12 protein-coding genes and 1 pseudogene are annotated in these 13,477 nt (G+C 43.3%); 6 read left to right on the top strand and 7 right to left on the bottom strand.

What is annotated here, in order from left to right:
- Window positions 1–70 precede the first annotated feature (70 nt).
- On the top strand, window positions 71–1,267 hold the full coding sequence (locus tag LBB20_01465) for a 6-phosphofructokinase (GenBank protein ID MDR2735493.1): 1,197 nt from the start codon (window positions 71–73) through the stop codon (window positions 1,265–1,267).
- 10 nt (window positions 1,268–1,277) lie between these two features.
- On the opposite strand, the gene trxA is transcribed toward LBB20_01465, so the two are convergent.
- The 4 genes from trxA to ruvA form a co-directional block, all read right to left on the bottom strand.
- Window positions 1,278–1,673 (bottom strand): thioredoxin, encoded by a 396-nt coding sequence (gene trxA / locus LBB20_01470; protein MDR2735494.1) that lies wholly within the window; start codon window positions 1,671–1,673, stop codon window positions 1,278–1,280.
- Between the two features lie 16 nt (window positions 1,674–1,689).
- Window positions 1,690–3,441, bottom strand: a complete 1,752-nt coding sequence (locus tag LBB20_01475) for a hypothetical protein (GenBank protein MDR2735495.1) — start codon at window positions 3,439–3,441, stop codon at window positions 1,690–1,692.
- A 29-nt stretch (window positions 3,442–3,470) separates the two neighbouring features.
- Window positions 3,471–4,625, bottom strand: a complete 1,155-nt coding sequence (rho, locus tag LBB20_01480; GenBank protein MDR2735496.1) for a transcription termination factor Rho — start codon at window positions 4,623–4,625, stop codon at window positions 3,471–3,473.
- 179 nt (window positions 4,626–4,804) lie between these two features.
- Window positions 4,805–5,398 carry a Holliday junction branch migration protein RuvA gene (gene ruvA, locus LBB20_01485; protein MDR2735497.1) on the bottom strand — a complete coding sequence of 198 codons (594 nt, stop codon included), beginning with the start codon at window positions 5,396–5,398 and terminating at the stop codon, window positions 4,805–4,807.
- 176 nt (window positions 5,399–5,574) lie between these two features.
- On the opposite strand from ruvA, the gene ffh reads away from it, so the two are divergent.
- Together ffh and LBB20_01495 are read left to right on the top strand one after the other, a co-directional pair.
- Window positions 5,575–6,888 carry a signal recognition particle protein gene (gene ffh / locus LBB20_01490; GenBank protein MDR2735498.1) on the top strand — a complete coding sequence of 438 codons (1,314 nt, stop codon included), beginning with the start codon at window positions 5,575–5,577 and terminating at the stop codon, window positions 6,886–6,888.
- A gap of 289 nt (window positions 6,889–7,177) precedes the next feature.
- Window positions 7,178–9,178 (top strand): annotated as a pseudogene (locus LBB20_01495) (carboxy terminal-processing peptidase).
- Window positions 9,179–9,239: 61 nt separating this feature from the next.
- Here LBB20_01495 and LBB20_01500 read toward each other — a convergent pair.
- Window positions 9,240–9,926 (bottom strand): LysM peptidoglycan-binding domain-containing protein, encoded by a 687-nt coding sequence (locus tag LBB20_01500; protein MDR2735499.1) that lies wholly within the window; start codon window positions 9,924–9,926, stop codon window positions 9,240–9,242.
- Window positions 9,927–10,029: 103 nt separating this feature from the next.
- Here LBB20_01500 and LBB20_01505 point away from each other — a divergent pair, with 103 nt between their 5' ends.
- From LBB20_01505 to LBB20_01515, 3 genes are read left to right on the top strand one after another with little or no spacing between them, the layout of a single operon-like run.
- Window positions 10,030–10,797, top strand: coding sequence for a hypothetical protein (locus tag LBB20_01505; GenBank protein MDR2735500.1), 768 nt, complete (start codon window positions 10,030–10,032; stop codon window positions 10,795–10,797).
- Window positions 10,794–11,273: a 2-C-methyl-D-erythritol 2,4-cyclodiphosphate synthase gene (ispF, locus tag LBB20_01510; GenBank protein MDR2735501.1), complete on the top strand. Its 480-nt coding sequence runs from the start codon at window positions 10,794–10,796 to the stop codon at window positions 11,271–11,273. The genes LBB20_01505 and ispF overlap by 4 nt, the downstream gene beginning before the upstream one ends.
- 1 nt (window position 11,274) lies before the next feature.
- Window positions 11,275–11,412 carry a hypothetical protein gene (locus LBB20_01515; protein ID MDR2735502.1) on the top strand — a complete coding sequence of 46 codons (138 nt, stop codon included), beginning with the start codon at window positions 11,275–11,277 and terminating at the stop codon, window positions 11,410–11,412.
- Between the two features lie 85 nt (window positions 11,413–11,497).
- Here LBB20_01515 and groL read toward each other — a convergent pair whose 3' ends face one another.
- Window positions 11,498–13,132 (bottom strand): chaperonin GroEL, encoded by a 1,635-nt coding sequence (groL, locus tag LBB20_01520; protein ID MDR2735503.1) that lies wholly within the window; start codon window positions 13,130–13,132, stop codon window positions 11,498–11,500.
- A gap of 24 nt (window positions 13,133–13,156) precedes the next feature.
- Window positions 13,157–13,459 (bottom strand): co-chaperone GroES, encoded by a 303-nt coding sequence (locus LBB20_01525; protein MDR2735504.1) that lies wholly within the window; start codon window positions 13,457–13,459, stop codon window positions 13,157–13,159.
- Window positions 13,460–13,477: the final 18 nt, after the last annotated feature.

A 13,477-nucleotide genomic window follows, 5' to 3' on the forward strand; every position in this document is an offset into this window, starting at 1 on the left:
ATATATATGTAAAATTTTTATTGCATCTCTACTAGGCAAAAGCCACATTATAATGTATAAATTTTGTATTATGTCTGATTTTTTAGTAGGAAATTTGCTTATTATCCAACACGGATGCAACTCCGTCGTCAGTAACGCTATTTTATCTGGTATTGTCACCGAAGCACTTAACCATGAATGTATCGAAGAAATTCTTGGTAGTGTAAATGGCCTCCAGGGGCTAACCTCCGGTGATTTTATAGATCTGTCATCCGAGCAACAGCAAACGATGCTTAATCTGCAATACTCTGCAGGAGCGGTACTTGGCACCCATATAAAGGGAACCCTGTCGGCCGAGGATCTTGGCAACATGCTGAACCAGATACAAAAGCACAACATCAGGTTTATTTTCAACCTGGGAGCCCAGGAAGCTCAAAAATTTTCTGAGCAAATCTCACTGTTAGCCATAGAAAACGCCTACGAACTAAGGGTAATTGGCATACCTGAAACCATAGAAAATAACATCCCGATCACCGACCATTGTCTAGGCTATGGCAGCGCGATCAAGCTACTGGCTACGGCCCTACAAGAATCATCTAACGTCTTACAATCAAGTGGGTTGCGTAATGTAGTCGAAATTTTTGAAATACCTGGTACAAACCCTGAATGGCTAGTTGCCGGCGCCGTGTTGGCACGGAAAACATCTCGACATAACTCTCCACATATGTTATATTTGCCAAGAACAGTTTTGAGTAAATCCACACTGCTGGAACAGGTTAGCGGTGTATTAAAATCAAGTAATTTTTGTACAATCGTTACGTCCAGCAACCTGGTCAATGAGCTTGGAAATCCTCTGGCCACAGACAATAACAGCGCGGCTGATGAACTAAAAGATTTTATTACTGAAGAACTTGATGTTGGTATAAATATTGTAAAACTCGGAACTCTTCTGAAAGGATTTTCTGCAGTCGCCTCCGCCGTGGACCTGAAAGAAGCCATAGCTTCTGGTGGTAAAGCCGTAGAATTTGCCATCAATGGGGCCAATAAAAAGATGCTTACCATACTTCGAGCCGATCCAAATAGATATTCGGTCGAATATGGCCTTGCCGATCTCAGCAATGTGGTTGGCCATGATAAGGCTTTACCGGACAGTTGGTTATCCGAGAAAGACGAGCCAACAAATAGTTTCCTAAAATATGCCACACCACTGATCCAGGGCGAACCTAGGCAAAGCTTCACCAATGGCTTACCAAGACATATAGTTTTGAAAAAGGTAGAATTCCCCTAGCCTAGCAGTTCTACTTTAATTTGCTCAAAATGGCTGTTTTTGTAACCGCTCCAACGGTTTTGTCGACCTGCCTGCCGTTTTTAAAAAATACCAGCGTTGGTATCGCGCTAACATCGAATTTCTCAGCCAGACCGGTCTCCTCGTCGATATCCACTTTGCAAACCACAATGTCATCATGTTCCTCGGCGATCGAATCCAAAATCGGGCTAAGCGCTCGACAGGGACCACACCATGGTGCCCAAAAGTCTATCACCACAGGTTTGGTCGACGAACCAACCACAGTTTCAAAATTATTTAGGGTTAGATGGATAACCTTCTCCGATGCCATGTTGGTATAATTACCCAATAAACAATCCCAGTCAATAGCGATGAGTGACAAAATATGACTAATCACAACAACTAACATAATCCACAGCTATATTTTAAATTTTAATCACATCCGGCGTCAACATGACAGCCAATCTATAGGGTTGACCAGGCTGCACAAACATAAAATTGTCCCGGGCCAGTACCTGCAAATAGTGAATTTTTCCGAAAAACGTTCGATACAACGGGTCATCCGAAACCACCGAAACATCCTTCCAGTTTGCCATAAAATCATCATTTTTGACTTCAATCTTCAGTCCATTTTCACCGAGTGTTAAGCTATTCGCGCCAAAGGTCGTATGTGGCGATGACAGGACAACGACATAGCGTAAACCATCCAGCCTGAGCCTAGCCTTCGGAATGAAAGTAAATTCGGATAGGATTTTATCTTCCCAGAATGTCCACCGGACCTCAAAAGATGCCAACCCGGTAACTATTTCTTCATCAACTGTTATTAAATCAGGCTGCTCATAGGAAAAGACTATCGCTCCGCCGCTACCTATACCAGATGTACACTTTTTACCATAGAATGATGGCAAAAATTTTTTCCTGTTGATTGTAATTTCTGGCTGCAGAATTGGAAGATACATAGCCACCGGCCAGTCAAAAATACCAGAACAATGCGGGAAAGCCAAAGAGTCGCTGCCACCTGCTGTACCACCAGAAATCAGCGGCAACTGGAAGTTAACACCGGTTTTTTTATTTCTATAGATGAACACGCCTTGCTCCTTTTTGACGGTTTTGTCAAAGCTTACATAGCGACAGACGTTTTTTAATTCACCACTGTCGACCTGATCAAAGGTCAAGTTTGTTTCCTTTGCAAGCCTTGCCCATTGGCATAGGTACCTGACAGCGTCGAAGTTAGCATTCCTGGTCGTCTGCCCCGGCGGAGAATTTCTCTCATCATCTCTAACAACCACGAAACCATTCTCCTGGTCTATATAGTGTAGGAAAAAATTATAAAAAAGGCTCCTCAGTATCAGAACGAAGCTGCTCTGCTTGTCCGCTGAAATCCATCCGTCATGTAAGGCCTGAATGACCACATTGACACAGTGCATCTGGGTATACGCACCCACATTTGGGCCGAAGCTCCAACCCATACCATCGCACCTCATCAGGTCCGGCAACAGTTTTAGGTATTTATCCGCATAGGAACGCAAACTTGGCAATTTTTTCCCCAATACGGAAAAGCAGGTATGCATATGCAGTGTCTGCCTTATAAATGAAAAAGTAGCCAGGCCACCTATGTCGAAACAACCACCAAGGCCCTGGCCGGCTGCACTGTCAAAAAAATTACCCGTTGTCCCAGACAAATTTTCCAGAAATTTGTCCACAAGCCTGCAACTATCATCTTTTTTGGTCAACTCTAGACTATATTTTGCCACGGCTACGGCTAGGTTAAAAGCGATGGAACTACTATTCTCGTACTTATTAACCAGTAAGGCCTTACAAATCACATCCCGGGTCTCATCTGTCAGCTTTTCCCAGACAGGATTGCGCTTCCTGCAGGGCCCAAAGGACAACAAAGCAATGGCCAGATAACCAAGAGAAGGCTCTGGGATTTTTTTGTTATCAATCATTGAGGAAATGCATTTGGCTGCCAGATCAACCAGGTTGAACCCGTTAAAACTTTTCTCATGGGTCAATCGGTAATATTCTCCAATGGCCAACGAGGCTTTAACCTGCTCATCATCAACATTTAGTTCATTATCATAGGGTAAAACCATTCCGTCTTCGGATATGGACCCAAGATTATGATTCAAAATAGAACGTGCCAAATCCAGGCATTGCTCAGAAAAATTCTGCATTATTTTAGTTTTATATGAATTTTACTTTATCATCGATCTAATGCGCTTTGCAATAAAATCAAGAATTCTTTGTTGTTTTTTGTTTTTTTCATTTTGCCTAGGAGTGCCTCTAGGGCTTCATCAGATTTCAAGCCGCTGAAAGCTTTTCTTAGCGACGAAATTTTTCCCAAAACATCGCCAGGTAACAACAACTCTTCACGTCTGGTCCCGGAGGAATTGATATCTATCGCCGGATATAGACGCATATCGGCAATCTTCCTATCGAGCACCACTTCCATGTTGCCTGTACCTTTAAACTCTTGAAAGATAATATCATCCATTTTGCTACCGGTTCCGACCAACGCCGTAGCAATCATGGTCAAACTGCCACCATTTTCCACATTACGAGCTGAAGAAAACAATTGTCTAGGTTTTTCCAATGCCCGCACATCCACGCCACCGGACATGGTCCTACCGGTGGATTTGACTGCATTGTAGGCTCTGGCCAATCTCGTTATTGAATCCAACAAAACCACCACATCTTTTCCTACTTCCACCAACCGTTTCGCTCTTTCAATGGCCAATTCAGCCACCATGATCTGTCTATATCTATCCTCATCGTTCGATGATGCATATAGTTCGGCCTGGACCGTTCGCTGAAAATCAGTGACTTCTTCCGGGCGTTCATCCACCAGTGCGACGATCAAATGGCAATTGCTGTGATTCTCTCGAATTCCTTTGGCAATATTTTGCAACAGGGTTGTTTTACCGGTTCGTGGTGGCGCGACCACCAATCCACGCTGACCTTTGCCAATGGGGCAGAAAAGATCGATCATCCTATTGGTCAACTCACCACTGGCAATCTCCAGATTCAGCCACTGATCCGGCGTAACCGTAGTCAGGTCTTCGAATCGGCGCACAGAATCGCGTTGTCCTAGGCTCAATCCATCTATATTGACTATTTCCGTTACTCTGGGATTGGGAAAATCCGTACGTGGTAAGATCAATGCATCGAGTTCCATGCCTTTTTTCAATCTAAATCTATGGATAAAATCCTTACTTAGATATGGATACTCTATACATTTCCTCCCATTGGCATCCAATGGCACGAGTTGTCCGAAACGACCACCTGGTTCTAGGTCTACAATTCCTGTAAATTGCACTAAACTGTCAGCAGGATAATTTTTCACCAAAACTTTTTCCATAGACTAACGCAACATCAACGATAAAGGCCATAATAAAACTGCGATATCAGTACTTCCATTAGGATTAACCACAAACTATTCTGCCACTATGGGAATAGTATATAAGCACAACCCTAAATCTTAATTCAAACCCGTAATATTATGCTGTCAATCACAACTTATATAGAAACCACAACATCCTATTGCAATGCTAACCTGATCAATTGCTCTGCCGAGAGCTCAGAGTTCTTTGCGGCTACGGCACTGATCATCTTTTCTGCTTCGCTAGGTTTAATCCCAAGAGATACCAATGCTAAAACTGCATCTGTTCTATTACTATTAATACAACTAAATTCTACCATAAAACCGCCTGCGTTGTCAATACATTCTTGGGATAATTTTTCACCTAACTCGATAATCATTCTTTCGGCGGTCTTTTTACCGATGCCGGTAATACTTGAAAGCAAGGAAATATTTTTTGAGATAATGGCCGACTTTATTTCCTGGGAGCGAAACTTACTCAGCATTGCCAGAGCGATTTTTGGACCGACACCGGAAACTTTTTCCACAACGACTTTGAAAAAATTTCTTTCCTGTTTGTCTAAAAAGCCATATAGCGCCTGGCTATCTTCTCTATACACTGGGTAGGTGAACAGCTTTACCTTTGAACCAATTGCTGGCAATGCTTCTACCACGGACAGCGGCACATTGACTTCATAGCCAACACCATTACAGTTCATCACACAGGCCACTGAACTGACCTCTTCAAGCTGTCCTTCTAGTGAAACTATCACATTGGCCTATTCTGGCATATAATGCTACTAGTCAAGCCCGGCGATATTATTCAAAGAACATCCATATGAACTTTTTTGTCTGGTTTGTTGAATTATACCTATCAGCTGGCATCTCGCAATTTGTTTTGTTAAAATATAATTGCTCTTGATGGTAAATTTTTAAGATTTTATAGCATATGTTCGAAGATCTCACAAACAAAATGAGCAATGCTCTGGCTCGGCTCCGTGGCATCAACAAGATTTCCGAAAAAAATATCAGTGATGCTCTTCTGGTGGTAAAAGAGGCCCTGCTCGCCTCGGATGTTAATTTCAAAGTTGTTACAAATTTTTTGGATCGGGTCAGGGCAGAATACGTTGGCTACGAAGTAACCAAAGGCATAATGCCAGGCCAGCAGATAGTCAAAATTATATACGACGAACTGGTTGCAATCCTAGGTAAAACTGCCAGACAATTATCTGGCAAAAAGCCATTGATAGTAATGCTTGCTGGTCTCCATGGCTCTGGAAAAACAACCACAAGCGTAAAACTGGCCAAATTGTTGAAAAAATCAGGATACAAACCGGCCGTGATCGGCTGCGACGTTTATCGTCCAGCGGCCATGGACCAGCTCGAGACACTGGCCCTCTCGGAGGCTATTGCCTGTTACATTGACAGGACCTCAAAAAACGCCGTCGAAATTTCCCGGGCCGGATTGAAATGGTCCGGTGATAACGGTCACGACGCGATAATATTCGATACCGCTGGCCGCCTTCAGTTAGACGAAAAACTTATCGAAGAGATTCGGGATATCAAAAAAACCATCAACCCGGACGAAATTTTACTGGTTGCGGATGGAGCGATTGGCCAAGAAGCCGTTAGCATAGCCGAACATTTCAACAACGCACTCAGCATAACCGGTATCATTTTGACAAAACTAGACGGTGATACCCATGGCGGAGCCGCTTTATCAATGGTTTCTGTTACAAATGTACCGATAAAATTCCTAGGTGTGGGAGAAAAAATGGATGCCCTGGACGTCTTCTACCCAGAGCGCATCGCCCAGCGAATTCTCGGCATGGGTGATATCATCTCCTTCGTAGAAAAGGCCGAAGAACACATAGATGCCCAGGAAGCTAAAAAACTTGAAGAAAAATTAAAAAAATCCAGGTTTAACCTGGAAGATTTTCTCACCCAGATACGCAATATAAAGAAGATGGGATCTATCAGGTCGCTAATCCAAAGCCTTCCCGGTGCTCACAAACTCGATAATATAGACAGCGCCAGCGACAAACTAAAGGTAACCGAAGCCATAATTTTATCCATGACCAGAGAAGAACGCAGGAATCCAAAGATAATAGACGGATCCCGACGCAAACGAATTGCAAATGGTTCTGGCAGAAGTATACAAGATGTGAATGCCATGCTTAAGCAATTCATGCAAATGCAGGCCATGATGAAAAAAATGAAAAATCCCCGGGGAAAATTAAATTTGGAATCTATATTTGGCTAAAAGCCCTGGCTACGCTTTGATCTTGCTAAAGTACAGTCATCAAGATTATAATAGGCAGTAGATGGAGAAATTTTTTACACGACTAATCACTCTGGGTTGTTTATCTCTAAGTGCTTGTGTATTAACAAACTCAAGTCAGTTAAAAGAAAACTACACCGAAAAAAAACAAGACCAGCAACAGGTTGTACTCCAGGTATCAGAAAAGATATTACCCAGTAAATTTTCGTTCGAGTCTCTAAAAATCAAACCTCTAGAGCTAACCGCTACGACCATGACCGAAACACTGTTCATGGTAAAATGCCTGGAGGAAATCCATTACCTTAAGAAGAAATTAACCAATGTGGACCAGGGCGAAGTCATCAAAAATTTTCTATCTAGCCTGGATCCATTTAAAATGTATATGCTTCAGCATGAAGTAGATGCATACGTGAATAGGTTTTCCCAAACTCTGGATATTTTTCTGAGAGCAGGCAGCCTCAGCCCGGCGAGTATAATGTTCGAAAACTTCAGAGACAAGCTGGTGGACAGAACCAAATCCATCCTCGACCAATTGGAATCCAAGGAGTTCTCTCTAACCGGCAATGATACGTTTACGCTGGATAGAGAAAAAGAACCCTGGCCAAAGGACCAAACTGAAGCCGATCTGCTCTGGGATAAACGCATTCGATTCGAACTGGTAACAGAGATTTTATCCCAGGAATCGAAAACCAAAAAGAAGGACGAGACCAGCGATAGCGAAAAAGATACGAACAAAAAGAAAAACAAAACCAAACAGCCAAAAACGCTTGAGCAGAAAGTCGCCAAGGCAAAAAAAAACATGAAACAACGATACGAAAACATACTAAAAATGTTTTCTGATGTGGAATCCTGGATAATCCAGGAATATTTTTTAAATAGCCTGGCAAAGATGTACGATCCCCACTCCAGTTTCCTATCCAGTGATACGCTAGAGGATATGAACACATCGCTGCACAATTCATTTATCGGCATAGGTGCCTACCTCATCGACGATAATGGCTACTGTACCGTTCGCGAACTCATACCGGGTAGCCCAGCGGCTAAAAGTGGTTACATCCATCCTGGGGACAAGATAGTTGCCATAGCCCAGGGAGATGAGAAACCTGTGAATATTATTGGAATGATGCTACATAAGGTTGTCAAACTGCTTAAAGGTAAAAAGAACACCGTAGTAAAAGTAACAATTCAACCAAAAGAATCCGACCTGGATGATCAAAACGTAGTAACATTGGTCCGTGATGAAGTTGAACTAACCACCAACAGAGCATCGGCAAGGCTCTATGCTACTGATAACCCAAAAGTTAAGATTGGGTATATAAAGCTACCAGCATTTTATGGCCATAATGACAAAGAACCAAAAACCTCCGATAGTACCCATGATGTCCTCGAATTGTTAAAAAAATTAAAATCCAACGTCATCTCCGGGTTAATACTCGATCTAAGGGACAATGGCGGTGGATTGCTGGAAGAGTCCGTTTCGCTGGCCGGGCTATTTATAGATAAGGGCCCGGTGGTACAGATCAATGGTCAGCTAGGCAATATAGAATGTCTATGGAGCTCGAAAAACACCATCGAATGGTCCGGCCCAATGATAGTGTTGGTATCAAAATTCAGTGCATCCGCCGCTGAAATACTGCCTGGTGCGCTCAAAGATCATCATCGGGCAATAATAATCGGTGATGAGGCAACCCATGGCAAAGGGTCTGTACAGGCGCTAATTCCAATAAATAATTTAACAAAATTTACCAAAGATCAGAAACTTGGCGCGGCCAGGATAACCATACAAAAGTGGTATTTACCCAGTGGTAATTCCACCCAAATCAAAGGAGTTACAGCCCATATACCATTGAGTTCCTTTGACTCATTGATCCCTCTGGACGAGGCTTCTCTACCCAATGCATTGCCTTGGAACTCGATAACGCCAGTAAAATATGACTATGAAGCCAATGCTAGAAAATTTGGATTTTTCATCGACGAAAAAACCATCGACACCCTAGGCACAAAAAGCAAGGCCAGACAAAACTCGCTGCCGGAGTTTAAGCTATTGACCGAGCGCATAGTCCATGCCAAGGAAAAACTCGATAATAAACAAATGTCTCTCAATCTGGCCAACCGTCGCCAGGAAAAGGAAATCGAAGAAAATTTTAAGGCCAACATTGAAAAAGAATTTGAGATACTTGAAGCCTCTGACTGCAAATACACCGAAATTGTCCTTGATGCCATAGAGAAGCAAAACAAGGAAAATGAAAAAATGGACAAAGCTGACAAAAAGCCAAAAAAATTCCGGCCTGACACCCATTTACGGGAGGCAATTCGGGTGATGATTGACTGGTTCAATCTCTCGGAATCACCAAAATCTGCCCAACCTTTAAACTATCAGGCGTGTTTAATTTATCGCTATTTGCCGCAAAAATCACCTTCCATTTTTCTGAAGAACCATAGATTTTTTGGCTGATACTGGAAAGCGTATCGCCGGCCGTAACGGTATAGCTATTAAGCGAACTTTGAAGCTGTCGATTCTCCGCAAAGTATATCTCTTTTTCATTGATATTCTTCAGTTTTCTGAGCTCATCCAGCTGTCTTTTCAATGAAATATTTTCTTCACGAAGCCGCTTTAACAGAACGAGAAAATTTTGATTATTATAGCCATCTGCATCATTCCCAAGTAATTTCTGCACAAAGCGCTTTTGGGCGGTTTCAATCATTTGAGTCACCAAATTATCCTCCAGAGTAGACGAAGACTTTAGCAAAAACTGCCGAAAGTGGTAAATGGCCAACACCGGATCATCGTATTTTTCCAAATAAATCTTCCCGGCCTCCAGATGCGACCTTGGGGCATTTTTTCGACTATCTATAACAGCAAGAAACTTATCGATAGCATCGACGGCTCTACCTTCTCTTAATAACCGCTGGCCAGCGATAAATTTATTATCATCGATTTCTTCCGGTGTCAATTCCACGCCGGACTGACCACAGCCACTAATCATAACCAGGCAACCGACGATAATAATAGTCTTCACAATTGAGTCCATACATCCAGATGTTTTAAATCTACAATACAAAAACCTTTTTTAAATAAAAATTTTCATTTACGGCAATTTTGTAATTGCATTCTCTAAAAATGTGCCAACAAAAAATTTTCTAAGCTTTGGAGAACAGGTCCTGTTAGATAGACCAATAAGGATGGACATAGTTTATAGCCGGGACGACTTTTTTGTTCTAAACAAGCCGAACGGTGTCCATCTAGATAAATCGGCTGATCCAAATGGCAAAAACATAATAGCTGCCCTGGGGGAGAAAAACCCTGAAGCGTTTTATAAGCCTGTCTACCCGTTGGAGTACAACATCAGTGGCTGCTCGATCATCGCCACCCATCGCGAATCCTCGGGATTGCTGAGAAATGCCTATGGATCCGAGGCTCTATTATTCAAATTTACAGTGCTCTGCAGAGACACAGAACATCTTGATAGTGAGATAGTTTGCAATCTACCACTGGCAAAGCATTTCTCGAAACCTATGGCTGTTATCTCCCGAAGCACTGGGAAAAAATCCCAGACAAAATTTAGTCTAATCGAACGAATCGGAAATTTTTCTATCTACGAAGCCTCATGCAATTACCTGAGGTACCATCAGGTTCGGCTCCATGGGGCCAATTGCGGCCTAAAGATATTAGGCGAAGATACTTACGATTATGTTCCTGTGCCGTCCATCGAAGATTTTAAAAAAGTATATCCGATGAAGAGAACCGCCAGCCCATTGTTTACCAGTCAATGCATCCATCTGGGCAGCATAGTCCTAAATTCGTCCATTCTGGGAGAAGAGGTAACACTGGTCGCCAGGCCACCGAAAAATTTTGAAACTTTGCTGAAAATCATCAGAAGATTCTCATGAGAATTGGCATTGGATTTGATATTCATCGCCTGGTCATCGGCCGGGATTTAATACTTGGTGGAGTAAAAATACCTAATAATAAAGGGCTTCTTGGCCATTCTGATGCCGATTGCCTCTGCCATGCTCTGGCAGATTCCATCCTGGGTGCGCTGGCTTTGCCAAACATAGGTCAGCTGTTTCCCGACGATGACGAAAGTATCCGGGACATATCATCGGTAAAAATCCTAAAACAGGCCGTACAAATGGCCAGAGACCGCGGTTATGACATTGTAAACCTGGACACGGTGCTCAGAGCTGAACAGCCCAGGCTAACTCCATTCATACCAGAAATGAAGGCCACTTTAGCCACAGCCATTGGCCTAGATCCTGCAAAAATTGGCATCAAAGCGACAAGCAACGAGGGACTGGACGCCATCGGAAGCGGTGATGCAATTGCCTGCCAGGCCGTATGTTTACTCCAGCAATTCGCTCGATGATTTGCAATTTTGCTGGACCCAGACCCAGAACGCATCCACTGACCAAAGGATCGAGGTTTCACAGTTTTCCCAGGGACTGAACTTCAAGTCTCTTACAGTAAACACCATAGTAAACCAGGCCATGGGGCCCAGGGCCTAGCTGTGAAAGATAAAATAGCCAGGCTACTATGTATGCCGCATACTAGCCTAGCTTTAATCAGATGATACCAGGACTTGATGTTAGATCACATCATGCCATCCATATCACCGCCATGGTGTGACATATGTCCACAGGAAGATTTTTCTTTAGGAAGCTCGGTGATTATGCATTCGGTGGTCAACAACATTCCGGCCACCGAAGCAGCATTCTGCAGCGCAGTCCGGTTAACTTTTGTGGGCTCGATCACACCGGCAGCCATCAGGTCCTCGAACTTACCTGTGGCCACATTATAGCCATAGGAACCATTTTTTGATTTAACCTCGTTCACAATCAGTGAAGCATCTATGCCAGCATTTGCACATAATTGGCGCAGTGGCGCTTCTATGGCACGTTTTATAATCGAAGCACCGATTGCCTCATCACCGGTGAGGTCGAGATTGTCGATCACATAGGCCGAACGCAACAACGCCACACTTCCACCGGTGGAAATTCCTTCCTCGACGGCTGCTCGCGTGGCATGCAAGGCATCATCAACGCGGTCCTTTTTCTCTTTCATTTCCACCTCGGTGGCTGCACCAACTCTTATAACAGCAACCCCATTGGACAATTTTGCCAGGCGCTCCTGTAATTTTTCTTTATCAAAATCCGATTTGCTTTCATTGATTTGATGGCGAATTTGCTTTATTCGCGCATCTATCGCGGAACGATCACCGGCACCTTCAATTATGGTGGTGGTTTCCTTGGTTACATTTATCCTCTTCGCATAGCCAAGATCTTCAATCTTAACGTTTTCCAGTTTTATGCCCAGGTCTTCCGATATGAATTTTCCGCCGGTTAGTATGGCAATATCTTCCATCATTGCTTTGCGACGATCGCCAAAACATGGAGCCTTTACTGCGCAGACATGGAGTGTGCCGCGTAGCCTATTAACCACAAGGGCTGTTAGAGCTTCGCCATCAACTTCTTCGGCAATGACCATCAACGACTTACCACTCTGAGCAACGGCTTGCATCAGTGGCAACAGATCACTTAACGAGCTTATTTTCTTCTCATAAATAAGGATATAGACATTGTCCAGATTGCACTCCATGCTGTCCGGGTTGGTCACAAAGTAAGGACTCAGATAACCCTTGTCAAACTGCATACCCTCGACCACCTCCAACATGGTTTCTATGCTTTTGGCTTCCTCGACGGTTATGGTTCCATCTTTACCGACCTTTTCCATGGCTTCGGCAATGATTTTTCCAATTTCTTCATCCCAATTCGCCGAAACCGTAGCGACCTGTCGAACTTCCCCGGATTCACCAACCTTTTTGGAAGTTTTAGATAGCTCTTTCACAACGGCTTCGACTGCCTTGTCGATTCCCCTTTTAACGGAAATCGGATTGACACCAAAGGTCATACTCCTGAGGCCTTCACAGAAGATCGCCTCGGTCAAAACCGTAGCGGTGGTTGTTCCATCACCGGCATCGTCAGAGGTTTGTGAAGCCGCATCCTTGACCATTCGCGCTCCCATATCTTCAAATGGGTCCTCTAGCTCTATTTCCTTCGCCACGGTAACGCCGTCTTTGGTCACAATCGGTGCGCCAAACTTCTTATCTATCAAGACGTTACGACCTCTAGGCCCCAACGTACCCTTGACAGACTTTGCCAAAATAGACACGCCGTCCAACATTTTTTTGCGTGCCTGATCATCGAATATTAATTGTTTTGCCATAATTCTATTCTCCTAATTATAAATATGTTATTTAAGTATAGCCAATATATCATCACTCCGAACCAATGAATAGGTTTCATCGCCGAGCTTGATCTCGGTACCACTGTTGTATTTACTGACCAGAACCTGATCACCGATTTTTACATCAAACTCGATCCTTTTACCATCTTCATCACGTTTACCTGTTCCAAGTGCTAGAACAGTAGCTTCTTGCGATTTTTCCCTCGCCGAATCTGGTATTATTATTCCACCTTTGATTTGTTCTTTTTCCTCAGCCTGTTTGATGAGGATTCGATCACCTAATGGTTGTATATTTTCCTTCATATTCATAGTGTTTCTTCAATGTTA

The sequence above is a fragment of the Puniceicoccales bacterium genome (assembly GCA_031283585.1).
In the GTDB taxonomy this organism is placed as follows: Bacteria; Verrucomicrobiota; Verrucomicrobiia; order Opitutales; family LL51; genus JAIRTH01.